Source organism: Streptomyces sp. NPDC002520, assembly GCF_053595235.1.
The window spans coordinates 14,452-38,594 of sequence record NZ_JBSFXG010000017.1 but is presented as its reverse complement, the minus strand read 5'-3'; the positions used below and the strand labels follow the sequence as shown (position 1 = coordinate 38,594).

24 protein-coding genes and 1 pseudogene are annotated in these 24,143 nt (G+C 70.0%); 15 read left to right on the top strand and 10 right to left on the bottom strand.

Annotated features, from left to right (window positions below):
• Positions 1-30: 30 nt before the first annotated feature.
• A complete protein-coding gene (mce, locus tag ACWD5D_RS23570) occupies positions 31-471 on the bottom strand; it encodes a methylmalonyl-CoA epimerase (RefSeq protein WP_451374710.1) in 441 nt (146 codons plus the stop codon).
• A 149-nt stretch (positions 472-620) separates the two neighbouring features.
• On the opposite strand from mce, the gene ACWD5D_RS23565 reads away from it, so the two are divergent.
• Positions 621-1,820, top strand: coding sequence for an acetyl-CoA C-acetyltransferase (locus tag ACWD5D_RS23565; protein WP_451374709.1), 1,200 nt, complete (start codon positions 621-623; stop codon positions 1,818-1,820).
• 51 nt (positions 1,821-1,871) lie between these two features.
• Positions 1,872-2,828, top strand: coding sequence for a methylmalonyl Co-A mutase-associated GTPase MeaB (meaB, locus tag ACWD5D_RS23560; protein ID WP_451374708.1), 957 nt, complete (start codon positions 1,872-1,874; stop codon positions 2,826-2,828).
• 367 nt (positions 2,829-3,195) lie between these two features.
• Here the strand turns inward: meaB and ACWD5D_RS23555 are convergent, their stop codons facing one another.
• From ACWD5D_RS23555 to ACWD5D_RS23540, 4 genes are all read right to left on the bottom strand, one after another.
• Positions 3,196-3,672 carry a MarR family winged helix-turn-helix transcriptional regulator gene (locus tag ACWD5D_RS23555; protein ID WP_451374707.1) on the bottom strand — a complete coding sequence of 159 codons (477 nt, stop codon included), beginning with the start codon at positions 3,670-3,672 and terminating at the stop codon, positions 3,196-3,198.
• 92 nt (positions 3,673-3,764) lie between these two features.
• Complete coding sequence (locus ACWD5D_RS23550; protein ID WP_451374706.1) at positions 3,765-4,571, bottom strand: AIM24 family protein; 807 nt, start codon at positions 4,569-4,571, stop codon at positions 3,765-3,767.
• Complete coding sequence (locus ACWD5D_RS23545) at positions 4,568-5,218, bottom strand: AIM24 family protein (protein ID WP_451374705.1); 651 nt, start codon at positions 5,216-5,218, stop codon at positions 4,568-4,570. Before ACWD5D_RS23545 ends, ACWD5D_RS23550 begins: the two co-directional genes overlap by 4 nt.
• Position 5,219: 1 nt before the next feature.
• Entirely contained in the window at positions 5,220-5,852 is a 633-nt protein-coding gene (locus tag ACWD5D_RS23540; RefSeq protein ID WP_451374819.1) for an AIM24 family protein, read from the bottom strand.
• Between the two features lie 160 nt (positions 5,853-6,012).
• Here ACWD5D_RS23540 and ACWD5D_RS23535 point away from each other — a divergent pair, with 160 nt between their 5' ends.
• The 8 genes from ACWD5D_RS23535 to ACWD5D_RS23500 all read left to right on the top strand — a co-directional run bounded on the left by ACWD5D_RS23535 (position 6,013) and on the right by ACWD5D_RS23500 (position 11,847).
• Positions 6,013-6,357, top strand: coding sequence for a DUF3817 domain-containing protein (locus ACWD5D_RS23535; protein ID WP_451374704.1), 345 nt, complete (start codon positions 6,013-6,015; stop codon positions 6,355-6,357).
• Positions 6,354-6,647, top strand: a complete 294-nt coding sequence (locus ACWD5D_RS23530) for an MTH1187 family thiamine-binding protein (protein WP_451374703.1) — start codon at positions 6,354-6,356, stop codon at positions 6,645-6,647. Before ACWD5D_RS23535 ends, ACWD5D_RS23530 begins: the two co-directional genes overlap by 4 nt.
• 148 nt (positions 6,648-6,795) lie before the next feature.
• Positions 6,796-7,545, top strand: coding sequence for a hypothetical protein (locus ACWD5D_RS23525; protein ID WP_451374702.1), 750 nt, complete (start codon positions 6,796-6,798; stop codon positions 7,543-7,545).
• Complete coding sequence (locus ACWD5D_RS23520; protein WP_451374701.1) at positions 7,545-8,231, top strand: DUF4166 domain-containing protein; 687 nt, start codon at positions 7,545-7,547, stop codon at positions 8,229-8,231. The genes ACWD5D_RS23525 and ACWD5D_RS23520 overlap by 1 nt, the downstream gene beginning before the upstream one ends.
• Positions 8,228-8,929 (top strand): TetR/AcrR family transcriptional regulator, encoded by a 702-nt coding sequence (locus ACWD5D_RS23515; RefSeq protein ID WP_451374700.1) that lies wholly within the window; start codon positions 8,228-8,230, stop codon positions 8,927-8,929. Before ACWD5D_RS23520 ends, ACWD5D_RS23515 begins: the two co-directional genes overlap by 4 nt.
• Positions 8,930-9,169: 240 nt before the next feature.
• On the top strand, positions 9,170-9,679 hold the full coding sequence (locus ACWD5D_RS23510) for a MarR family winged helix-turn-helix transcriptional regulator (RefSeq protein ID WP_451374699.1): 510 nt from the start codon (positions 9,170-9,172) through the stop codon (positions 9,677-9,679).
• 43 nt (positions 9,680-9,722) lie between these two features.
• Positions 9,723-10,061 (top strand): DUF3817 domain-containing protein, encoded by a 339-nt coding sequence (locus ACWD5D_RS23505; protein ID WP_451374698.1) that lies wholly within the window; start codon positions 9,723-9,725, stop codon positions 10,059-10,061.
• A gap of 85 nt (positions 10,062-10,146) precedes the next feature.
• Entirely contained in the window at positions 10,147-11,847 is a 1,701-nt protein-coding gene (locus ACWD5D_RS23500) for an acyl-CoA mutase large subunit family protein (RefSeq protein WP_451374697.1), read from the top strand.
• Positions 11,848-12,092: 245 nt separating this feature from the next.
• Here the strand turns inward: ACWD5D_RS23500 and ACWD5D_RS23495 are convergent.
• Positions 12,093-12,725 (bottom strand): annotated as a pseudogene (locus ACWD5D_RS23495) (TetR/AcrR family transcriptional regulator); the annotation flags it as partial.
• Positions 12,726-12,943: 218 nt separating this feature from the next.
• On the opposite strand from ACWD5D_RS23495, the gene ACWD5D_RS23490 reads away from it, so the two are divergent.
• The 4 genes from ACWD5D_RS23490 (at position 12,944) to ACWD5D_RS23475 (ending at position 17,220) form a co-directional block, all read left to right on the top strand.
• Entirely contained in the window at positions 12,944-13,912 is a 969-nt protein-coding gene (locus tag ACWD5D_RS23490; RefSeq protein ID WP_451374696.1) for a tetratricopeptide repeat protein, read from the top strand.
• 622 nt (positions 13,913-14,534) lie between these two features.
• Positions 14,535-15,173: a DUF6230 family protein gene (locus ACWD5D_RS23485; protein WP_451374695.1), complete on the top strand. Its 639-nt coding sequence runs from the start codon at positions 14,535-14,537 to the stop codon at positions 15,171-15,173.
• 117 nt (positions 15,174-15,290) lie between these two features.
• On the top strand, positions 15,291-15,881 hold the full coding sequence (locus ACWD5D_RS23480) for a DUF6114 domain-containing protein (protein WP_451374694.1): 591 nt from the start codon (positions 15,291-15,293) through the stop codon (positions 15,879-15,881).
• Positions 15,871-17,220 (top strand): hypothetical protein, encoded by a 1,350-nt coding sequence (locus ACWD5D_RS23475; protein WP_451374693.1) that lies wholly within the window; start codon positions 15,871-15,873, stop codon positions 17,218-17,220. The genes ACWD5D_RS23480 and ACWD5D_RS23475 overlap by 11 nt, the downstream gene beginning before the upstream one ends.
• Before the next feature lie 92 nt (positions 17,221-17,312).
• On the opposite strand, the gene pyk is transcribed toward ACWD5D_RS23475, so the two are convergent.
• The 3 genes from pyk to pta form a co-directional block, all read right to left on the bottom strand.
• Positions 17,313-18,743 carry a pyruvate kinase gene (gene pyk / locus ACWD5D_RS23470; RefSeq protein WP_451374692.1) on the bottom strand — a complete coding sequence of 477 codons (1,431 nt, stop codon included), beginning with the start codon at positions 18,741-18,743 and terminating at the stop codon, positions 17,313-17,315.
• Between the two features lie 99 nt (positions 18,744-18,842).
• Positions 18,843-20,054, bottom strand: a complete 1,212-nt coding sequence (locus ACWD5D_RS23465) for an acetate kinase (RefSeq protein ID WP_451374691.1) — start codon at positions 20,052-20,054, stop codon at positions 18,843-18,845.
• A complete protein-coding gene (gene pta, locus ACWD5D_RS23460; RefSeq protein ID WP_451374690.1) occupies positions 20,051-22,141 on the bottom strand; it encodes a phosphate acetyltransferase in 2,091 nt (696 codons plus the stop codon). Before pta ends, ACWD5D_RS23465 begins: the two co-directional genes overlap by 4 nt.
• Positions 22,142-22,366: 225 nt before the next feature.
• Between pta and ACWD5D_RS23455 the strand changes: the two genes are divergently transcribed.
• Entirely contained in the window at positions 22,367-23,392 is a 1,026-nt protein-coding gene (locus ACWD5D_RS23455; protein WP_451374689.1) for an ATP-dependent 6-phosphofructokinase, read from the top strand.
• On the opposite strand, the gene ACWD5D_RS23450 is transcribed toward ACWD5D_RS23455, so the two are convergent.
• Positions 23,389-24,093 carry an XRE family transcriptional regulator gene (locus ACWD5D_RS23450; RefSeq protein WP_451374688.1) on the bottom strand — a complete coding sequence of 235 codons (705 nt, stop codon included), beginning with the start codon at positions 24,091-24,093 and terminating at the stop codon, positions 23,389-23,391. The two genes, ACWD5D_RS23455 and ACWD5D_RS23450, sit on opposite strands and share 4 nt — an antisense overlap.
• Positions 24,094-24,143: the final 50 nt, after the last annotated feature.

Below are 24,143 nucleotides of genomic sequence, written 5' to 3'. Positions count from 1 at the left end.
CCCAACCCTACCGGCCCTTATGTACGCGGGTCAGTGCTCAGGTGACTCAACAGGGGCCGAAGTGACCAGTTCTGTCAGGACACCGTGGCAGTCCTTGGGGTGCAGGAAGGTGATCCGCGACCCCATGGAACCGCGCCGCGGCTCGTCGTACAGAACCCGCACGCCCTTGCCGCGGACGTCCGCGGAGTCCGCGTCCACGTCCGCCGTGCCGAAGGCGATGTGGTGCACACCCTCGCCGTTCTTCGCCAGCCACTTGCCGACCGCGGAGTCCTCCCGGGTCGGCTCCAGGAGCTGCAGGTAGGAGGCGCCGCCGTCGGACGTCTCGTTGATCTTGAGCATGGCCTCCCGTACGCCCTGCTCCTCGTTGACCTCGGTGTGGAACACCTCGAAGCCGTAGGTTTCCTTGTAGAACTCGACAGTGGCGTCGAGGTCGTGGCAGGCGATCCCGATGTGGTCGATTCGCGTCAGCATGGACTCAGTGGAGCGCTCATGAGGTGGTTACGCAACGTGCGCGCGATCACATGGACGGCCCGATGACGGCACGGAGTGCCACTCAGTACATTCGAAGTAAACCCTCGTTCACTCCTCGGCTGTACAAGCCGGTAAGGGGATCGCAGCTCATGTCTTCTGGAACGAACACCTCTGTGATCGTCGCGGGCGCGCGTACGCCCATGGGGCGGTTGCTGGGCTCCCTGAAGTCCTTCTCGGGAGCCGACCTCGGCGGCTTCGCGATCAAGGCCGCCCTCGACCGTGCGGGGATCGGCGGCGACCAGGTGCAGTACGTGATCATGGGCCAGGTGCTGCAGGCCGGTGCGGGCCAGATCCCGGCCCGCCAGGCGGCCGTCAAGGCCGGCATCCCGATGAACGTCCCCGCGCTCACCATCAACAAGGTGTGCCTCTCCGGTCTCGACGCCATCGCGCTCGCCGACCAGCTGATCCGCGCGGGCGAGTTCGACATCGTGGTCGCCGGCGGCCAGGAGTCCATGACCAACGCCCCCCACCTGCTGCCGAAGTCCCGCGACGGCTTCAAGTACGGCGCCGTCGAGATGGTCGACGCGATGGCCTACGACGGCCTGACCGACTCCTTCGAGGGCATCGCCATGGGCGAGTCGACGGAGAAGCACAACACCCGCCTCGGCATCCAGCGCCCCGAGCAGGACGAGATCGCCGCGCTCTCCCACCAGCGCGCCGCCGCCGCGCAGAAGAACGGCGTCTTCGAGGCCGAGATCACCCCGGTCGAGATCCCGCAGCGCAAGGGCGACCCGATCCTGTTCAGCAAGGACGAGGGCATCCGCGCCGACACCACCGTGGAGTCCCTGGGCAAGCTGCGCCCGGCCTTCGCCAAGGACGGCACGATCACGGCGGGCACCTCGTCGCAGATCTCCGACGGCGCCGCCGCCGTGGTCGTGATGAGCAAGGCCAAGGCCGAGGAGCTCGGCCTTACGTGGCTCGCGGAGATCGGCGCCCACGGCAACGTGGCCGGCCCGGACAACTCCCTGCAGTCGCAGCCCTCCAACGCCATCCAGCACGCCCTGAAGAAGGACGGCCTGGAGGTCTCCGACCTGGACCTCATCGAGATCAACGAGGCCTTCGCCGCGGTCGCCGTCCAGTCAATGAAGGACCTCGGCGTGTCCACGGAAAAGGTGAACGTCAACGGAGGCGCCATCGCCCTGGGTCACCCGATCGGTATGTCCGGCGCCCGCCTCGTGCTCCACTTGGCGCTGGAGCTCAAGCGCCGGGGCGGCGGCGTCGGCGCGGCCGCGCTGTGCGGTGGCGGCGGCCAGGGTGACGCGCTCATCGTGCGGGTGCCGAAGGCCTGACCGCGGTACGCGTGAGTTCAGAGTTACGTCGGTGAAGTGAACGGAGCTGTGATGCAGGACGTCTCCTCTCTGGTGGCCCAGGCCAGGGAAGGCCGGCCGCGGGCCGTGGCCCGGCTGATCTCCCTGGTGGAGGGGGCGTCCCCGCAGCTCAGGGAGGTCATGGCGGCACTGGCTCCGCTGACCGGCAACGCCTACGTGGTCGGCCTGACCGGCTCCCCGGGCGTCGGCAAGTCCACCTCGACCTCCGCACTCGTCACCGCGTACCGCAAGCAGGGCAAGCGGGTCGGCGTCCTGGCCGTCGACCCCTCGTCCCCGTTCTCCGGCGGCGCCCTCCTCGGCGACCGCGTGCGCATGTCGGAGCACGCCTCCGACCCGGGCGTGTACATCCGTTCGATGGCCACCCGCGGTCACCTCGGCGGCCTGGCCTGGTCCGCCCCGCAGGCGATCCGCGTCCTCGACGCGGCGGGCTGCGACGTGATCCTGGTCGAGACGGTCGGTGTCGGTCAGTCCGAGGTGGAGATCGCCTCCCAGGCGGACACCTCCGTCGTCCTGCTGGCTCCCGGCATGGGCGACGGCATCCAGGCGGCCAAGGCCGGGATCCTGGAGATCGGAGACGTCTACGTCGTCAACAAGGCCGACCGTGACGGCGCCGACGCCACGGCCCGCGAGCTGAACCACATGCTCGGTCTCGGCGAGGCCCGCGGCCCCGGCGACTGGCGCCCGCCCATCGTCAAGACCGTCGCCGCCCGCGCCGAGGGCATCGACGAGGTCGTGGAGGCCCTGGAGAAGCACCGGGCCTGGATGGAGGAGCGGGGCGTCCTGGCGGAGCGCCGGCTGGCCCGCGCCTCCCGCGAGGTCGAGACCATCGCGGTGACGGCCCTGCGCGAGCGCATCGGCGACCTGCACGGCGACCGCCACCTCGGCGCCCTGGCGGAACGGATCGTCGCCGGCGAACTGGACCCCTACCGCGCCGCCGACGAACTGGTGGCGAGCCTGACGGAGGGCTGACACCGGAACCGCCGCCCCGGCCGCCCCGGCCGCCCCGGCCGCCCCGGACGGGGCACGGCAGTGGGCTTGGCTGTCTTCGGCGGGGCGCTGCCGCCGGTGGGCCGTTGCGGGGTCGGGCGGTGCAGTCGGCCCGGCTGCTCCCGACCGGGTACTGCAGTCGGCCTGGCCGCTCCTGACCGGCCCCTGCGTTCGGTGCGGTTGGCTGTCTCCGGCGGGATACTGCCGTCGGTGGGCCGTGTCGGCTCGGGCGGTGCAGGTTCCCCCCGCTCGGGTGTAGTCGAGGGCCCGGGGGAGGGGCCGCGCCGGCACCGGGCCGCGCGACCCTCCCCCCGCCCCACTTACACCCCGTTCAGTTCGTCAGCAGGCGTCAAGGACGTCCCCGCTGCCCTCTCAGATGGTCGGCGATCGGCTTGAGCGATGCCTCCAGCTCGGCCAGCGCCTCGGGCGAGAGGAGATCGATGAAGTGCCGGCGCACGGACGCCACGTGGTACGGCGCGACCTTCTTCATCGTCTCCATGCCATGCTCGGTCAGCACGGCGAAAAGTCCCCGCCGGTCGGACTCGCAGTTCTCGCGGCGCACCAGGGCCGCGTTCTCCATCCGAGTGATCTGGTGCGACAGCCGGCTCTTGGACTGCAGCGTGGCCGAGGCCAGGTCGCTCATGCGCATCCGTACGCCGTCCGACTCGGACAGATTGACGAGGATCTCGTAGTCGTTCATCGTCAGGCCGAAAGGCTGCAGATCCTTTTCGAGCTGGTACGTCAACAGCCTGTTGACCTCCAGGTGGGTGCGCCAGGCGCACTGCTCCGCATCGGTCAGCCAGCGCGTGGCCGTCTCGGTCTCCATGAATGAAGTCTACCTAAGATGTTGAATGGCGAACTACTTCGGATGATGTGACGGTGCGCACGCGTTCGATGTCACACTCCGCAGATTACCGCTCACAGACCGAAGCGACGCTGGAGATCTCCGAGCTGTCCGGGAAGGCGCGGTGCACCCGACGGACCCGGACCGTGTCCACCCGGCGCCGGTCCGCCACCACCGGGAACCCCCGGTTCGGACGGAACCGCCCCCGTGGCCTGCTCGGCCATCAGGGCCTCGCTCGACTGCAGCAGGACCGTCCCGGCTCCCACGAACTCGAACTGATGCTCCTCCCCGGAGGCGCCCCCGAGGCCCGTCATCGCACGTAGACCGCCCATCACGCCCGTCAGGTACCCGTGGTCGTAGTGATGACACGGTGACGGGCAGTCGGCCCACCCGACCAGCGCCTGGGGGTCCACCCGGATCGGAGGTTCCATGAACACCACCGGACCGTTAGATGCGGCCACGAACTTTCCGGTTCCGATGAGGGTCAGAAAGCCCGGCACGATCGACTGTTTGAGTGCGAGACTTGGCTGAAAAGCGAGCAGATTGCCCGCGCGAATGGTCAAGTTCCCGTCGTCCAGGTCATAGGAATTGACGTCGAAGGCCCGGTCGGCGAGCAGCATCTTCCCCGAGCCCTCCGCCACGACCCAGTCGCTCGCGTGCAGTGGCGAATGGAACGAGGTGCGTACGAGCCGGTCGAGCCGCCCGTGCCCGATGCCGTTGAACTCGATCGCCCCGTAGTAGGCGATCATCTTCCCCTTCTGCAGGAACCACTGCCCGCTCTTGAGCTCGACGCAGAACGTGTAGCTGTTCACGTTGTCGTCGACGGGCAGCGTCATGGGGTCGTACACGACCGGGCCGCCGGCGGTTCCGTACGCGCTCAAAGCTTCTCCTCCGATGCCTGGACGTACACCGTGCCGCTGCCGCTCAGCTCCAGCTGGAAGGCCTCGCCGGAGCCGCGGCCCACCATGTCGCGCCAGCCGAGCGCGGTGGAGAGCTTGTTGCGGACGTCGCCGTGGTGGGCGACGTAGGCCTGCGGGTCCACATGGACCGGGCGCTGGGGGGTGATCGGCACCTCGAAGACACCGCCGTGCGCCATCACGGCCACCGAGCCGTGGCCCTGGAGGGTGGTGGTGAACAGGCCCTGCCCGGTGACCTGGCCCCGGACCAGGCCCATGACACCGCCCTGCGAGCCCATGAACATCGTGCCCTGCTGGAGGGTGCCCTCGAAGGCGAGGAGCCGGTCGGCCTCGACGTACAGGGTGTCGCCGGAGAGGTTGACGACATGCACGTGGTGGCCGCCGTGCCCGAAGAAGACGGTGCCGCTGCCCTCGACGCTCATCAGCGGGGTCGCCTCGCCGGCCACCCGTCGCCCGATCATGGACATGAGCCCGCCCTGGCCGCCCTGGATGTTGGGGGTGAAGGACACGTCCCCCTTGTAGGCGAGCATCGCCCCGCGCTGGCTGAACAGCCGCTGCCCGGGCAGCACGGTCGCCTCGACCATCTTGGAGTTGATCTCCCGGAAGCTCATCTCACAGATCCCCCGCGATCGTGTTCCGCTCGCTGGGCTGCACGTAGACCAGACCGTCGCCCTCGAAGCGGATCTGGAACGCCTCGCCGCCGCCCTCCCCGAACAGCGTGCGGAACGTCACACCGGACTGGAACGACTGCCGGACGTCGCCCTGATGGGCGATGTAGGCGCCCGGGTCGACGGTCAGCGGGTACTGCTGGCTGACCCGGAGCACCACCGCCGGCCCGTCCGAGAGGATGGCCGCCTGGCCGTGGCCCTCGACGGTCGTGGTGAAGAGCCCGTTGCCCTGCGCGGCGCCGCGCATCCCGGTGAACGTCGTGCCGGTCCGCAGTCCCGCGTCCGTCGCGAGCAGGTTGCTCGACTCGACGTAGAGCTTGTCCCCCTGAAGGGCGACCAGGTTGATCTCCGAGGCCCGGTCCGCGAACCAGCAGGTCCCCTGCCCCTTCACCTCCATCACCGTCATCTGCTCGCCGGTCAGCCGCCGGGTCACCATCCCGCGCAGCCCCTCGCCGCCGCCCGTCAGTTTCTTGAAGGTCATCTGCCCGTCGTACGCGACCATCGAGCCGTTCTTCGCCTTCACGGCATCCCCGGTCATGTCGACGGCGAGCACCTTGCTCCCTTGGAGCCGGAACATCGCCACGCTGCGAAAGTAGCGGCCACGCGGGTGGACCGAACAGGGCCCCCGGGTGGAGACCCACCCTGAGCGAACCCCTAGGGCGAGGGTTTGTCACAATGGGGGACCGCTTGTGCTTGCGTTCACAAACAGTGGACGTCTCTCCCACCGAAGGTGACCCGTGGACATCAAGACCGCCACCGCCCTCCGCCGCCTCCGTCTGGTCTCGGCCCCGGAGGCCGTGTCCTTCCTGATCCTCCTCGTCTGCTCGGTACTGAAGCGGACCACGGACTTCGACGCGGTCCGCGAGATGGGTTCGGTGCACGGCATCCTGTTCATCCTCTACGTGATCTTCTGGGCGGACGCCTGGAACCGCGCCAAGTGGTCGCTGAAGACCGCGGCCCTCTACTTCGTCCTCTCGGTGCTGCCCACCGGCGGCTTCTTCGCCGAGCGCAAGCTGCGCCGTGAGTCCGAGTCCGCGGTCATCGCCGCCCGCGCCCGCAAGGAAGGGATCGTCAACGCATGATCGTCGCCTTCTCCGTGACGCCCCTGGGTGTCGGCGAGGACGTCGGGGAGTACGTCGCCGACGCCGTCCGTGTGGTCCGCGAGTCGGGCCTGCCCAACCGCACCGATGCCATGTTCACCTCCATCGAGGGGGAGTGGGACGAGGTCATGGACGTCGTCAAGCGTGCCGTGGCCACCGTCGAGGAGCGGGCGCCGCGCGTCTCGCTCGTCCTCAAGGCCGACATCCGGCCCGGTGTGACCGACGGCCTCACGTCCAAGGTCGAGACCGTCGAGCGCCATCTGGCGCAGTAGCGACCCGCCGAACTCGGCGCAGACCCCGGCCCGTTGGGGCCGGGGTTTTCTCGTGCCCACTCTTTGAGCGATCGCTCAAACGGTGTACGTTGCATACCAGATGCTTTTGAGCGGTCGCTCAAATATGACTCTGACGTGGGGGAACACCATGGGTCTCTACATAGAGACACGTATCCGCGCCGACCTCGACGAACTGTGGGCTCGCACTCAGGACCCCGCCCAGCACCGGCGCTGGGACCTGCGGTTCACCGAGATCGACTACCTCCCGCGCGCGGAGGGCGAGCCGCAGCGTTTCCGCTACGCCGTCCGCCTGCTGCCGTTCCTCACCGTGTCCGGCACCGGCGTCGCCGCCGGTGAGAAGGAGCGCCCCGACGGCACCCGCACCTCCGCCCTGCGCTTCAGCTCCCCGCACCCCCTCTCCCTGCTCGCCGAAGGCAGCGGCTACTGGCGCTACGTGCCCGATGGCGACGGCGTCCGCTTCCTCACCGGCTACGACTACCGGCCCCGCTGGGGCGCGTTCGGCGCCGTCGCCGACCGGCTGGTGTTCCGGCCGCTCATGGGCTGGGCGACCGCCTGGTCCTTCGACCGGCTGCGACTGTGGCTGGAGCGCGGGATCACCCCCGGGCGGGCCCTGGTCAACTGGCTTGCCGAACTGGCGGTTCGGGCAGTGGTGCTCGTCGTGTGCCTGACCGGACTGGGGCTGGGTCCCGTCATAGGGGCCTTCGGGGCGCTCGCCGTCTTCGTGCTCTACTTCTGCCCCGTCCTGCTCGTGGTCGCCGTGTCACTGGCGCTCCTCAAGGCGCCGCTCGGCTGCACCCCGGCCGCTCGCCGCTGCCTGCGCAGCCCCCTCGTCCAGACCGGCACACCCCGGATCCTGCGCACCTTGGAGGAGCGCTGATGGCGACGGCCTCGATGTTCCGCACGGTCATGGGCGACGCCTTCGACCGTCTCCACCCCGAGCTCCGGCGCCGCTTCTCGGTGGGCCTGCCCGGCGGGGAGGCCTGCACCGGCCGGGGTGTGATGCACCGGATCTGGCACGGGCCGGCCTTCGTGAAGCCGTTCCTGGCGCTCGGCACCACCCGCAACATCCTGGTGCCCGAGGCCGGCCGGAACGTCCCCTTCGTCATCGAGAACGTGCCGTACGCCGACACCTTCGGCCGTGAGACGGTGAGCTTCGTGCGCACTTTCGACCTGCCCGGCCGCCCCCGGCGCTTCGACGCCCAGATGGTGCTCAGCCCCAAGGGCGACCGCGTCCTCGACTACCTGGGCACCCACCAGCACCTCGCCAGCGAGCTCCACTTCGCCGCCGAGCCCGACGGATCCCTCCTGATCCGCTCCGGCGAACACCGCTTCCGGGAGGGACCGGTGGACGTCCGTGTGCCCGAACTCGTCGGTGCCACGGCCGAGGTGCGGGAGTCGTACGACGACGCGGCCGGCCGTTTCCGTATCCGTGTCCGGGTGGTCAACCGCTACTTCGGTCCGCTCTTCGGCTACGAGGGCTCCTTCACGGCGTCGTACGCGTCCGTGCGCGGCCCCGGGGTGCGGGCGGGGCTGCGGCCGGTGCGGGAGGAGGCGCGGGCATGACGCCGGAGCGGGCGGGGCGGGGGGCCTCGGGGAGCGAGCCGGTCAGGGCCGGGACCGCCAAGTCCCAGGAGACGAGGACCAGGCTGCTGGAGGGCGCCCTGCGGGTGCTCACCGAGCAGGGCATCGCGAAGACGTCCGCCCGTACGGTCGCGGCGGCCGCCGGGGTCAACCAGGCGTTGGTCTTCTACCACTTCGGATCCGTGGACGAACTCCTCGCGGCGGCCTGCCGGTACGGGGCCGAGCAGACCGTGGCGCGGTACCGGGAGCGGTTCGCCGCGGTGGGATCGCTGTCCGAACTCCTCGCCGTCGGCCGGGAGATGCACGAGCAGGAGCGCGCCGTCGGCCATGTGGCCCTGCTCGGGCAGCTGATCGCCGGGGCCTCGACCCACCCCGTGCTCGGGCCGGCCACGACCGCGGGGCTCGATCTGTGGATCACCGAGATCGAGCAGGTGCTGCGGAGGGTGCTGGCGGCGACGCCGTTCGGTGAGTGCGCCGATCCGGCGGGGCTCGCCCGTGCGGTCGCCGCGTCGTTCGTCGGGATCGAGCTGTACGAGGGGGTGGACGAGGCCGGGGCGCATGCGGCGCTGGACGCGCTGGAACAGCTGGGCGCGCTGGTCGCCGCACTGGAGGATCTGGGGCCGGTGGCGCAGCGTGCGGTGCGGTATCGCTTGCGCGGCGTCGGTAGGGGGGCGCCGTAGGGGGACGGGTGCGTTTTCGGGTGCGGCGGCGTTGTGGCCGGTCGCGCCCACGCGGCGGAGCCGCATATCGAACACAGCCCCGCGCCTCTGGGGGGGGTGGTGGCCGTCGGGACGAGGTTCGGGTGTCTTGGGTCGTTGTGGCTGGTCGCGCGGTTTCTCGGGCTCCTGGGCGGGAGGCCTGGTGACCGAGGGTCGAGACGGGGCTGCTCGGGATATGACCGGCCGGTAGGGTCTGATGCCGTGCCGAAGCCTCTCAGCCTTCCCTTCGACCCCATCGCCCGTGCCGACGAGCTCTGGAAGCAGCGCTGGGGAAACGTGCCCGCGATGGCCGCGATCACCTCGATCATGCGGGCGCAGCAGATCCTGCTTGCCGAGGTCGACTCCGTGGTCAAGCCGTACGGACTGACGTTCGCGCGGTACGAGGCGCTGGTGCTGCTCACCTTCTCCAAGGCCGGTGAGCTGCCGATGTCCAAGATCGGTGAGCGGTTGATGGTGCACCCCACGTCCGTGACGAACACCGTCGACCGGCTGGTGAGGTCCGGCCTGGTGGCCAAGCGCCCCAACCCCAACGACGGTCGCGGCACCCTCGCCGTCATCACCGACAAGGGCCGCGAGGTGGTCGACGCGGCCACCCGCGACCTGATGGCCATGGACTTCGGCCTCGGGGCGTACGACTCGGAGGAGTGCGGAGAGATCTTCGCGATGCTGCGCCCGCTTCGGATCGCGGCACACGACTTCGAAGAGGGGTGACCCGGGGCAAGATCTCCCGGAACGGGTCGTTACGCTCGTCGGCATGAAGAAGAGCGTGCTGACCCGCTACCGCGCCCTGGCCTACATCACAGGTGTACTGCTGGTGCTCCTGTGTCTGAGCATGATCGCGAAGTACGGGTTCCACATCGACGGTGCCGCCGCCGTCACCCGCGTCGTGGCCATCGCCCACGGCTGGCTCTACGTCGTCTACCTGGTCTTCGCCTTCGACCTGGGCTCCAAGGCGAAGTGGCCGGTCGGCAAGCAGCTGTGGGTGCTGCTCGCCGGCACCATTCCGACCGCCGCCTTCTTCGTCGAGCGGAAGATCAGCCGCGAGCTGGACTCCACGGTCCAGGGACAGGCTCCGGCGGTCGCCAAGGTGTGAGACGCACCGCCGTACGGGTGCCTTCCGGTGCCGTACGGCGGTTGCCCATCGACATTTACTAGGACGTCCAAGTAAATTCGTGGGTATGGACGCTCACGCCATCGAGGAAGGCCGCCGGCGCTGGCAGGCCCGCTACGACGCCGCGCGCAAGCGCGATGCCGACTTCACCACGCTCTCCGGCGACCCCGTGGAGCCGGTGTACGGGCCCCGGCCGGGAGACACGTACGAGGGATTCGAGCGGATCGGCTGGCCAGGGGAGTACCCCTTCACCCGCGGTCTGCATCCGACCGGCTACCGCGGCCGTACCTGGACGATCCGGCAGTTCGCCGGGTTCGGCAACGCCGAGCAGACCAACGAGCGGTACAAGATGATCCTCGCCGCCGGTGGCGGGGGTCTGTCGGTCGCCTTCGACATGCCCACGCTCATGGGCCGCGACTCCGACGACCCGCGCTCGCTCGGCGAAGTCGGGCACTGCGGGGTCGCCATCGACTCGGCCGCCGACATGGAGGTCCTGTTCAAGGACATCCCGCTGGGCGACGTCACGACCTCCATGACCATCAGCGGGCCCGCCGTGCCCGTCTTCTGCATGTACCTGGTCGCCGCAGAGCGGCAGGGTGTGGATCCGGAGGTGCTCAACGGGACCCTCCAGACCGACATCTTCAAGGAGTACATCGCCCAGAAGGAGTGGCTCTTCCAGCCCGAGCCGCACCTGCGGCTGATCGGCGACCTGATGGAGTACTGCGCGGCGGGCATCCCCGCCTACAAGCCGCTGTCCGTCTCCGGCTACCACATCCGGGAGGCGGGCTCGACGGCCGCGCAGGAGCTGGCGTACACGCTCGCGGACGGCTTCGGCTACGTGGAGCTGGGGCTCTCGCGCGGCCTGGACGTGGACGTGTTCGCGCCCGGACTGTCCTTCTTCTTCGACGCCCACCTCGACTTCTTCGAGGAGATCGCCAAGTTCCGGGCGGCCCGGCGGATCTGGGCGCGCTGGATGCGGGACGTGTACGGCGCGAAGAGCGAGAAGGCGCAGTGGCTGCGGTTCCACACGCAGACCGCGGGCGTCTCGCTGACCGCGCAGCAGCCGTACAACAACGTGGTCCGTACGGCCGTCGAGGCGCTCGCGGCGGTGCTCGGCGGGACGAACTCGCTGCACACCAACGCGCTGGACGAGACCCTCGCCCTGCCCAGCGAGCAGGCCGCCGAGATCGCGCTGCGCACCCAGCAGGTGCTGATGGAGGAGACCGGGGTCGCCAATGTGGCCGACCCACTGGGCGGTTCCTGGTACGTCGAGCAGCTGACGGACCGGATCGAGGCGGACGCGGAGAAGATCTTCGAGCAGATCAAGGAGCGGGGCCTGCGGGCCCACCCGGACGGACAGCACCCGATCGGTCCCATCACCTCCGGCATCCTGCGCGGCATCGAGGACGGCTGGTTCACCGGCGAGATCGCGGAGGCGGCCTTCCGCTACCAGCAGGCGCTGGAGAAGGACGAGAAGAAGGTCGTGGGCGTCAACGTCCACACCGGGTCGGTCACCGGGGACCTGGAGATCCTGCGGGTCAGTCACGAGGTGGAGCGGGAGCAGGTGCGGGAGCTCGCCGGGCGCAAGGCCACGCGCGACGAGGGGGCCGTGCGGGCGGCACTGGACGCGATGCTGGCCGCCGCGCGGTCCGGGACCAACATGATCGAGCCGATGCTGGACGCCGTACGGGCCGAGGCGACGCTGGGCGAGATCTGCGGGGTGCTGCGGGACGAGTGGGGCGTGTACACCGAGCCCGCGGGCTTCTAGGCGCCCTGTGGCGGCCCGGCCGCACCCGGGGGCTCCGTCCCCCGGTTTCCCGGCCCTCCCGCCCGCCAGAGCGCGACCGACGGCCGGGAAGCGGCCACTCAACCCGTCCCGGCCGCCTCGGTTGTCTCAGCCGTCCCGGCCGTCCCGGCCGTCCCGGCGGTCCCACCGGTCCCGGCCGTCCCACCGGTCCCGGCCGGCTCGGCGGGCCGGGCACCGTCCGTCCCTTCCGTCCCGTCCGCCCCGGTCGGCTGCGCGGCCTGCGTTCCCGCCGCGCTCAGGCCCAGCAGGAGGACCCGGGTGAAGCTGCGGACCCACTCCTCGTCCGCCGGCTTTCCGCTGACCAGCGTGCGGTGGACCACCGCGCCCGCGACCATGTCGAAGATCAGGTCCGCCGTGCGGGCGGACTCCGCCGGGTCCGGTTCCGAGGGGAGCTCGCCGCGGCACTGGGCGCGGGTGCGGCCCTCCAGGACCAGGCGCCGCTGCCGGCCGACGATGGAGCCGCGGATGCGCTCGCGCAGGGCTTCGTCGCGGGTCGACTCCGTCACCACCGCCATCAGGCCGCTCTTGGCCTCCGGGCGGGCCAGGATGGCAGCGAACTGGAGGACCACGCCCTCGATGTCGGCGGCCAGGCTGCCCCGGTCGGGAAGCTCGAGTTCGTCGAAGAGTTCGGCGACCGCGTCGACCACCAGCTCGTTCTTGCCGGCCCAGCGCCGGTACAGCGTCGTCTTGGCCACCCCGGCCCGTGTCGCCACGTCCCCCAACGTGAGCTTGGACCAGCCCAGTTCGACCAGAGCCTCACGCGTGGCGGCCAGGATCGCGGCGTCCGCCTCGGCGCTGCGCGGGCGCCCGGAACGGCTGGCTGGGGTGCGGCTCTGCATCCCCCGACCATAACCGGCGCGTTCTGTGCGGTCGTGAGGGAGATCACCGGGGGATGGTGTCGCGGAGTCCCCTCCTGCCATTACGCTACGACTCGTATCGAAAGCTCGTGAGGGACGTACGCGAGCGACGAGCGCCGACGTGGGGTGGGGACCCGGCGTCACATCACATCTCACATCGCTTTTTTCTTTCATACGCGGGAACGGGGGAGGATAGACGCATGCAGCCACGGAACATGTCCATGAGCGGCGTCGTCGACCTCGCCGCGGTGAAGGCGGCCCAGGAGGCCAAGGCCAAGGCCGAGCAGACGCGCGCAGAGGCCGCCCGGCAGGGCGGCACGGGGGCGATCTCCCCGGCCGATCTCGTCATCGACGTCGATGAGGCGGGATTCGAGCGGGACGTCCTCCAGCGGTCCGCCGAAGTGCCGGTCGTCATCGACTTCTGGGCCGAGTGGTGTCAGCCCTGCAAGCAGCTGAGCCCGGTCCTGGAGCGGCTGGCCGTCGAGTACGACGGCCGCATCCTCCTCGCCAAGATCGACGTCGACGCCAACCAGATGCTGATGCAGCAGTTCGGGATCCAGGGCATCCCGGCGGTGTTCGCCGTTGTCGCCGGGCAGGCGCTGCCCCTCTTCCAGGGCGCGGCCGGCGAGGAGCAGATCCGGCAGACCCTGGACCAGCTGGTGCAGGTCGCCGAGGAGCGGTTCGGCCTGACCGGCCTGACCGTCGATCCGGACGCCGAGGCGGGCGCCGTCGCCCAGGAGGTGCCGGCGGGGCCGTACGACGCCCTGCTGGAGGCCGCAGTGCAGGCCCTGGACGCGGGCGACCTGGGCGGGGCCGTCCAGGCGTACAAAAACGTGCTCAGTGACGACCCGGCCAACACTGAAGCCAAACTCGGGCTCGCGCAGGCCGAGTTGCTCCAGCGCGTGCAGAACATGGACCCGCAGCAAGTGCGCAAGGACGCGGCCGAAAAGCCGGCCGACGCGGACGCCCAGATCGCCGCGGCCGACCTGGATCTGGTGGGCGGTCATGTCGAGGACGCCTTCGGGCGGCTCATCGAGGCCGTGCGGCGCACGGTGGGTGACGACCGGGACGCCGTGCGTCGTCGGCTGCTGGAGCTGTTCGAGGTCGTGGGCCCCGAGGACCCGCGTGTGGTGGGGGCGCGAAGGGCGCTGGCGCGCGCCCTGTTCTGACCAGTCGCTAAACACCACGGCTTGTGATGCCGAGGTGAAAGATTTGCCGACGAACCGTCAGGACGGCTCTGCTTTACCAAATCTTGGTAATCGCAGGGGCTGTTACTCGGAGTAAATCAAGGCCGTTGATCTGTCTGGTTTCACCCAGGGATCAACGGCTTTGTTCTGCCCATGGGCGGCACCCTGTGTCGCATCCCGAAAGCGTTGGGTCGCTGCTCGGTTATCCGTCCGTTACTAGCCAGTAACGAACCCCCTTGTGTCCGGGGCGAGAATGCACCACGATCGGCGACGCTCGGTCCATTCCCGTCCCCCGACAGCCGGTTGGGTCGCGGGAGATCCTGGGTCCCCACCGAGCAGAGCCGGCGGCAGTGGCGCCGGCTCTAGGGCAGGGGGGTCTTCGCCTCACCGGTGAAGCCTGTCCGGAAGGTTGTGCGTGATGCGTGTCAGGCGCGACCAGTGGTTGTCGCTCGGGGGTGATCGCCGGTGATTCGGGCGCTGTTCGCGCCACCGAGTGCAGGCGCTCTCCTTCCCGAGGACGTAGCACTTCTCCCATCCCTGTCCGGCTGAGCCGCCGACCGGCTCGAGCCGGGACCAGGAGATGTACGTCCGAGAAGGAGGAAATATGGAGTCCCAGGTGCGTGGCGGGACCAGATGGAAGCGCTTCGCTGTGGTCATGGTGCCCAGCGTCGCCGCTACGGCTGCGATAGGTGTCGCCCTCGCGCAGGGCGCTCTCGCTGCTTCGTTCAGCGTTTCCGGTCAGTCGTTCAAGGTGAGCGCGGACCGGCTCGAAGGCAAGGGCTTCGAACAGTACGGGGCCATCGACAACGGTTACACCCTGGACGGCAAGAAGACCGCCCACCCGGTGGCCGTCTCGGCGTTCAACCACGCCGAGATCACCAACCTGTGCCAGTCCGTCGTCACCCCGGACGTGCCGATCTTCGGCAAGGTCAGCCTCATCCTGCGGGCCGGCGGCGCCGGCGCGAAGCACGTCCAGGCCGACCGGATCTACATCGACGTCGCGGACCTCAACGCCGACGCGACCTTCAACAACATCGACATCGGTGTTGCCGCCAAGGACGCCGGCAAGGGTCCGGGCATGAAGGGTGGCGGCGAGCAGGCCAACCCGTACGGCTTCGCGCAGCAGGCCGACTCGGCCACGCTGCTCAACGTGAAGCAGACGGCTTGGGCGACCACCGCCGGTACTTTCGAGCTCAGCGGGCTGCACATGTCGCTGTCCACGGAAGGCAAGGAGTGCTACTAAGCACTCGCTGACGGGCGGGGGAGCCTCTGGCGCCCCCGCCTGTCCCTACTCCGGCCGCGTCTTCACGCGCGGCACACATCACCACCACAGCAACGCCGCACCAGGGAGCTGTTTTCCATGAGCGCCGAGACCCCTGCCGCCGCACCCGGCCAGTTCACCCACCGGAGGCAGCAGTTCCGCGCCTGGCGGGGTGACCGTCCGTTCTGGGCCGGTCTGTACGTCCTGCTCAGCGGCCTTCCGATCATCTACTTCCCGTACTTCCACCTGCAGGTGGGCCACCTGACCCTGGCGATGGCGACCACGGCGGGGGCGGGATCCCTGATCATCGGCGTGCTCCTCATCGTCCTGGGCATCAGCCTCTGGTTCCAGAAGCACATCCGGACCTTCGCGGGTGTCGCGTCGATCCTGCTGGCGCTGGTGTCCCTCCCCGTGTCCAACTTCGGTGGCTTCATCGTGGGCTTCCTGCTCGCCCTCGTCGGCGGCGCGATGGCCATCTCGTGGGCCCCGGGCGGGACGCCGCAGTCGGAGCCGCCGGCCAAGGCCGCCCCGGGCGAGGGTGACGCCCCGGCGACCGCACCGCTGCCCCACCAGGCCGCGGCCGGGATGAACGATGGGGGCCCCTCCCAGGCCTTTGGGGCACTGGGGGCGAACGACCTGTCAGGAACGAGCCCGGCCAACGGGGCGAACGGGAGGCACAGTGCCGGCTGACGAGGTGACCCACGGGACCGATGTGGACGGGTCCCGTGAGAGAACCAGGGCCCGCCACGCGGCACCCAAGAAGCCGCTGTTCACCAGGTTCCACATGCCGGCGGGCAAGGCGATAGCCTCCGTGGCCATGCCCACGGCGGTGCTGGTGGGTCTGGGCTTCACGTCCTCGCTCGCCCTCGCCGACAACGGCGGTGGCACGGCGACGGCCAACAGCCAGAAGGCTTCCGACTACAAGGACTGCGTCACGGCGCTGGACGGGGCCGAGGACGCCTCCGCCTCGCCCTCGCCGTCCGCGAGCGAGTCCGCCGACAAGGCCACGCCGAGCCCGTCGGCGTCCGCCGACGCGAAGGACACCAAGGACGCCAAGGACACCAAGGGTTCGGGCACGACCTCGCCCTCGGACCCGGGTTCCGGCGACACGGCCACGCCCGAGCCGACGGCGACCCCGGGCTCCGGTGGCACCAGCACGCCCTCCCCGTCGGCGTCCAAGAGCAGCGGCGGTCTGCTCGGGGCCGTCGGTGACACGCTCGGTGGCCTCCTCGGGGGCGGCGGCGACGACTCCGGCACGTCCGCGAGTCCGACGCCGTCCGCGTCCCCGTCCGGTACGTCCGCCAAGTCGCCCTCGACGGACTCCTCGGCGTCCCCGGGCAAGACCGGCGGCACCCTCACGGACACCGTCGGCAAGGTCACGGACACCGTCGGCAAGGTCACGGACACCGTCGGCAAGACCGCCGGCAAGGTCACGGACACCGTCAAGGACACCACCGACGCGGTCTCCAAGACGGCGAAGGGCGCCACCGACGCGGTCGGGGGCGCGGCCTCGTCGGCCACGTCCGGCGCCGCCGCCGGTGCCGTCCCGGACAACTGCGAGAAGGCCACCGGCGACGTCGGCGGCGTCGACAACCAGGTGCCGGTGGCGGACGACCCCTGGTACCTGAACGCCAGCTCGCTGCTGCTCAAGGGCGCCGACTACCAGGGCATCGTCGAGGTGAAGAGGGCCAACGGCACCACCAAGAAGGTGCTCAAGTACGTCATCTCCGGCGGTACCGACATCGGTGACCTGCACCAGACGGTGAACGACAAGCTGTCGGGCAAGACCTACCACGTGCAGGCGGCATCCGGTTCGACGTCGACCATCCGCGGCGGCGACACCGTGATGTACACCGAGAGCATCTCGGGCAACCTGTTCGGTCTGGTCCCGTTGACGTTCAGCCCGGACAGCCCGCCCCCGCTGAACCTCCCGCTGATCTACTTCACCAACGTGAAGGTGGTCCAGGCCGCCCAGTTCGGTGGCAATCTGCACGTGCCCGGGATGCACGTGTACACCACCGACAACTGATCGGTCCCGCAAGCCCGTCCGGGAGCCGCAAACGCCGTGGCCCGGCCCTCCTCACGGAGGGCCGGGCCACGGCGTTTCGCGCTGCGGGAGTGTCAGCGGACCTCGCCGCCGCCGACGTGGTGGACGCGCACCATGTTGGTGGTGCCGGGGACGCCGGGGGGCGAGCCGGCGGTGATGATCACCGTGTCGCCCGCGTTGAAGCGGTTGAGCTTGGCCAGCTCCTGGTCGACCATCTCCACCATCTCGTCGGTGGTGTTCACGAACGGCACCACGTGCGACTCCACGCCCCAGCTGAGGGTCAGCTGGTTGCGGGTGCCCTCGTCGGTGGTGAAGGCGAGGATCGGCTGGGCCGCGCGGTAGCGGGACAGCCGGCGGGCGGTGTCACCGGACTTGGTGAAGGCGATCAGGCCCTTGGCGCCGAGGAAGTCGGCGATCTCGCAGGCCGCGCGGGCCACCGAACCGCCCTGCGTGCGCGGCTTCTTGCCGGGCACGAGCGGCTGGAGGCCCTTGGAGAGCAGCTCCTGCTCGGCCGCCTGGACGATCTTCGACATCGTCTTGACGGTCTCGACCGGGTAGGCGCCCACGCTCGACTCGGCGGACAGCATGACCGCGTCGGCGCCGTCCAGGATCGCGTTGGCCACGTCGGAGGCCTCGGCGCGGGTCGGGCGCGAGTTGGTGATCATCGACTCCATCATCTGGGTCGCCACGATCACCGGCTTGGCGTTGCGCCGGCACAGCTCGATCAGGCGCTTCTGCACCATGGGGACCCGCTCGAGCGGGTACTCGACGGCGAGGTCACCGCGGGCGACCATCACGCTGTCGAACGCCATCACGACGTCTTCCATGTTCTCCACCGCCTGAGGCTTCTCCACCTTGGCGATGACCGGGACGCGGCGGCCCTCCTCGTCCATGACCTTGTGGACGTCGTGGATGTCCTTGGCGTCGCGGACGAAGGACAGCGCGACCATGTCGCAGCCCATGCGGAGAGCGAAGCGCAGGTCCTCGACGTCCTTGTCGGACAGCGCGGGCACGTTGACGGCCGCGCCGGGAAGGTTGATGCCCTTGTGGTCGGAGACGACACCGCCCTCGATGACGATCGTCCGCACCCGGGGGCCCTCGACGTCCAGCACCTTCAGCTCGACGTTGCCGTCGTTGATCAGGATCTGGTCGCCGCGCGAGACGTCGCCCGGCAGCCCCTTGTAGGTCGTACCGCACATGTGCTTGTCGCCCGGGACGTCCTCGGTCGTGATGACGAACTCGTCACCGCGCTCCAGTTCGACCGGACCCTCGGCGAAGGTCTCCAGGCGGATCTTCGGGCCCTGCAGGTCGGCGAGGACGCCGATGGCCCGGCCGGTCTCCTTGGACGCGGCCCGGACGCGGTCGTACCGCGCCTGGTGGTCGGCGTGGGTGCCGTGGCTGAAGTTGAACCGGGCCACGTTCATGCCCGCCTCGATCATGGCGACGAGCATCTCGTGGGTGTCGACCGCGGGGCCGAGAGTACAGACGATTTTCGAACGGCGCATGGGGCGATCCTATCGGTTTGTTTCGCTGCGGAATATTCCGTCTGGCGGAAGATACAAATGGGCGGACATGCGCTCAGGCGTGTTACTGCGCTGTATTGCTCAGCTGCTCTTTTCGACCAGCTCATACGTCTCTGTGGCGATCTCCAGTTCCTCGTCGGTGGGTACCACCGCGACCGCCACCCGCGCGGAATCGGGCGAGATCAGCCGCGGACCGTCGCCGCCTGCGGCGTTCCGCTCGGCGTCGACCTCCAGGCCCAGGCCTGCCAGGCCCGCGATCGCGGCCTCGCGCACCGGCGCCGCGTTCTCCCCGACGCCCGCCGTGAAGGCGACGGCGTCCACCCGGCCGAGTACCGCGTAATAAGCGCCGATGTACTTCTTGATCCGGTGAATGTAAATGTCGAAGGCGAGCCGGGCCTCTTCGTCATCCTCGTCGATGCGGCGGCGGATCTCGCGCATGTCATTGTCCCCGCACAAGCCGAGCAGGCCGCTCCTCTTGTTGAGAAGAGTGTCGATCTCGTCCATGGACATTTTGCCAACGCGCTCCAAATGGAAGATGACCGCGGGATCCAGATCGCCGGAGCGCGTCCCCATCACGAGCCCCTCCAGTGGCGTCATCCCCATGGAGGTGTCCACGCACCGGCCCTTCTCCACCGCCGCGGCGGAGGCGCCGTTGCCGAGGTGCAGCACGATCACGTTCACCTCGGACGGGTCCTTGCCCAGCAGCCGCGCCGTCTCCCGGGAGACGTACGCGTGCGAGGTGCCGTGGAAGCCGTAGCGGCGGATGCGGTACCGGTCGGCGATCTTCGGGTCGATCGCGTAGCGCGCCGCCGACTCCGGCATCGTCGTGTGGAACGCCGTGTCGAACACCGCGACCTGCGGCAGATCCGGGCGCAGCGCCCGCGCGGTGCGGATGCCGGTCAGGTTGGCCGGGTTGTGCAGGGGAGCGACGGGGATCAGCCGCTCGATCTCGGCGAGCACGGCGTCGTCGATCACGGTGGGCTCGGTGAAGAACATGCCGCCGTGCACCACCCGGTGCCCGATCGCGGCCAGCTCCGGCGAGTCCAGGCCGAGACCGTCCCGGCCCAGTTCCTCGCCGACCGCCTTCAGGGCCGCCTGGTGGTCGGCGATCGGGGCCCGGTGCTCGCGGGTCTCGCCGCTGACCAGGCAGGTGTGCTTCAGCCGCGAGGTCTGCTCGCCTATGCGCTCGACCAGACCCACCGCCAGCCGGCTGCCGTCCCGCATGTCCAGCAGCTGGTACTTCACCGACGACGAGCCGGAGTTGAGGACGAGGACACGGGTGGGGGAGCTCACTGCCGGTACGCCTTCTCGTTCGGGTGCTGGGCCTGGATCGCCGTGATGGCGACGGTGTTGACGATGTCCTGGACGAGCGCGCCCCGGGACAGGTCGTTGACCGGCTTGCGCAGACCCTGCAGTACCGGGCCGACGGCGATCGCGCCGGCCGAGCGCTGCACGGCCTTGTAGGTGTTGTTGCCGGTGTTGAGGTCGGGGAAGATCAGCACACTGGCCTGCCCCGCGACCTCGGAGCCGGGAAGCTTGGTCGCGGCGACGGAGGGCTCCACGGCCGCGTCGTACTGGATCGGCCCCTCGATCTTCAGGTCGGGGCGGCGCGAGCGCGCCAGTTCGGTCGCCTCGCGCACCTTGTCGACGTCGGCTCCGGAGCCCGACGTGCCGGTGGAGTACGACAGCATCGCGATCCGCGGATCCACGCCGAACCGCGCGGCCGTGCCCGCCGACTGGACGGCGATGTCCGCCAGCTGCTCGGCGTTCGGGTGCGGATTGACCGCGCAGTCGCCGTAGACGAGCACCTTGTCGGCCAGGCACATGAAGAAGACGGACGACACGATCGAGGAATCCGGAGTGGTCTTGATGATCTCGAAGGCCGGCCGGATGGTCGCGGCCGTGGAGTGCGCCGAACCGGACACCATGCCGTCGGCCAGGCCCTCCTCGACCATCAGGGTGCCGAAGTAGTTCACGTCGGAGACGACGTCGTAGGCCAGCTCCACCGTGACGCCCCGGTGCGCCCGCAGTTTGGCGTACTTCTCGGCGAAGGAGTCGCGCAGCTCGGAGGTGGCCGGGTCGATCAACTGGCTGTCGCCGAGGTCGATGCCGAGGTCGGCGGCCTTCTTGCGGATGCGGTCGACGGGGCCGAGCAGGGTCAGGTCGCACACGTCCCGGCGCAGCAGCACCTCGGCCGCGTGCAGCACCCGCTCCTCGGTGCCCTCCGGGAGCACCACCCGGCGCCGGTCCGCGCGGGCCTGCTCCAGCAGCTTGTGCTCGAACATCATCGGGGTGACCCGGTCGCCGCTCGGCGCCGAGACCCGGCGGGCGAGTTCCGTGGTGTCGGTGTACCGCTCGAACAGGCCGAGCGCGGTCTCCGCCTTGCGCGGCGTGGCCGCCGTCATCTTCCCCTCCAGGGAGAAGAGGTGCTCAGCGGTGGGGAAGCTGTTGCCGGCCACCGAGAGCACCGGGGTGCCGGGCGCGAGGCGGGCGGCGAGGGTGAGGATCTCCTCGCTCGGCACCTCGTTCAGGGTCAGCAGCACACCGGCGATCGGCGGGGTGCCGGCGCTGTGCGCGGCCAGCGAGCCGACGACCAGGTCGGCGCGGTCCCCGGGGGTGACGACCAGAGCGCCCGGGGTCAGGGCGCGCAGGAGGTTCGGCAGCATCGCGCCGCCGAAGACGAAGCCCAGCGCGTCGCGGGCGAGCCCGGACTCGTCGCCGAGCAGCACCCGGGCGTCGAGGACCTGGCCGATCTGCGCGACCGTCGGCGCGGACAGCGCGGGATCGTCGGGCAGCACGGAGGTGGGGACCGGGAGGCGGCCGGCCAGCCGCTCGGCTATCTCGTCGCGGTCCTCGCGGGCCACCCGGTTGGCGACCATGGCCAGCACGTCGCAGCCCAGGCCGTCGTAGGCGCGGTACGCGTTGCGGGTCTCGGCCAGCACGGACTCCGCCGTCTGCCTGCGGCCGCCCACCACCGGGATCACGGACGCGCCGAACTCGTTGGCCAGCCGCGCGTTCAGGGCGAGTTCGTCCGGCAACTGGGTGTCGGCGAAGTCGGTGCCGAGGACCAGGACGACGTCGTAGTCGCGGGCCACCAGGTGGAAGCGGTCGACCAGCGTGGAGACCAGTTCGTCCGTGCCCTGCTCGGCCTGGAGCGCGGACGCCTCGTGGTAGTCCATGCCGTACACCGTGGCGGGGTCCTGGGCGAGGCGGTACCGGGAGCGCAGCAGCTCGAACATCCGGTCGGGCCGGTCGTGCACGAGCGGCCGGAACACCCCCACCCGGTCGATCTGCCGGGTCAGCAGCTCCATGACTCCCAGCTCGACGACCTGGCGGCCGTCGCCGCGGTCGATCCCGGTCACGTACACGCTGCGCGTCACGCGTGCTCTCCGATCCTTCTCGTCCTTATCGCGGGTCGGTCCCTGTCACAAAAATCGCCCACCGAGGTGAGCAGAACCCTCTTGACGGTACCCCTGAGGGCAGCTACGGCGCCCGTCAAGTCGGCGTGGATCCCCTCCCTCCCCGTACGGTCGTCCGGGTTCCGGGGAGCGTGAAAGAATCGAGACGGCTCACCGGTACCGACAGCGAGCAGGAGACACAGCACGATGCGCATCGGAGTTCTCACCGCAGGCGGCGACTGTCCCGGCCTGAACGCCGTGATCCGGTCGGTCGTGCACCGCGCGGTGGCGCAGTACGGCGACGAGGTCATCGGCTTCGAGGACGGTTACCGGGGCCTGCTCGACCGCCACTACCGCGGCCTGGACCTGGACGCGGTCAGCGGCATCCTGGCCCTCGGCGGCACCATCCTCGGCTCCTCCCGGCTGGAGCGCGACCGGCTGCGCGAGGCCTGCGAGCGGGCCACCGACATGGTCGAGGAGTTCGGCATCGACGCGCTGATCCCGATCGGCGGCGAGGGCACGCTCACCGCGGCCCGCATGCTGTCCGACGCGGGCCTGCCCGTCGTCGGCGTCCCGAAGACGATCGACAACGACATCTCCGGCACCGACCGCACCTTCGGCTTCGACACCGCCGTCGGCGTCGCCACCGAGGCCATGGACCGGCTCAAGACCACCGCCGAGTCCCACCAGCGCGTGATGGTCGTCGAGGTCATGGGCCGGCACGCCGGCTGGATCGCCCTGGAGTCCGGCATGGCCGCCGGCGCCCACGGCATCTGCCTGCCCGAGCGCCCCTTCGACCCCGCCGACCTGGTCAAGATGGTCGAGGAGCGGTTCTCCCGCGGCAAGAAGTTCGCCGTCGTCTGTGTCGCCGAGGGCGCCCACCCCGTCGAGGGCACCATGGACTACGGCAAGGGCGAGATCGACCAGTACGGCCACGAGCGCTTCCAGGGCATCGGCACCGCGCTCGCCTACGAACTGGAGCGGCGCCTCGGCAAGGAGGCCAAGCCGGTCATCCTCGGCCACGTCCAGCGCGGCGGCGTCCCCACCGCGTACGACCGTGTCCTCGCCACCCGCTTCGGCTGGCACGCCGTCGAGGCCGCCCACCGCGGCGACTTCGGCCGGATGACCGCGCTGCGCGGCACCGACATCGACATGGTGCCGCTCGCCGACGCGGTCACCGAGCTGAAGACGGTCCCGCAGGACCGGATGGACGAGGCGGAGTCGGTCTTCTAAGCGGAGTCGGTCTTCCAAGGGGCGGCGAGCGCCCAGAAGCGCTCGACGATCCCGTCGAGGAACTCGCGGCCCGAGTCGCCCGAGGCGGTGGCCGCCCTGTTTCCGCCCCAGTTGAGGCTGGCCACCATCTGCCCCTGGTAGTCCGTGTGCAGCCGCTGCAGGGCGTCCTCCAGCAGTCGCCGGTCCAGGGGCACCAGCTTGGCGACCGGCCGCACATAGGCCTGCCAGCGCGTGGTCACCGCGCTGCGCAGCAGCTCGGCCAGCTTCCCGTCCTGTTTGGTCACACTGACGAAGTCCGGCAGTGACAGATCCAGCACCCCGGCGAGGGCGGCGGACTGGCGTTCGTTGCCGCGCCAGTCGTCACTCTCCTCCATGCGCAGATACACGCGGTGCTCCAGGCCGGCCGCACGAGCCACGTCCTCGCTGGCGAGCTCGCGGGAGACGCGGTGCTCCCGCAGCGTGCGGGGCCGGCCGATCAGTTCGGCGGGGGAGCACCACAACACCCCTGCGAGAGCCGTGAGTTCGGGGCTCGAGGGAGCGACCGCGCCCCGCTCCCAGGCGGTCACCAGATCGGGCGTGACATAGGGCAGACCGTACGAGGCCCGCATGCCGTAGGCGACATGTTCGGGGCCCATGCCGAGTGCGGCGCGCAGTCTGCGGGCGGCCGGGGCGTTGAACGGGAGAGCTGGGGGTTGGCGCACCTCGCACAAGCTAGGGGCACGGGACCGCGCTGACCACGGTCCGTTCGAAC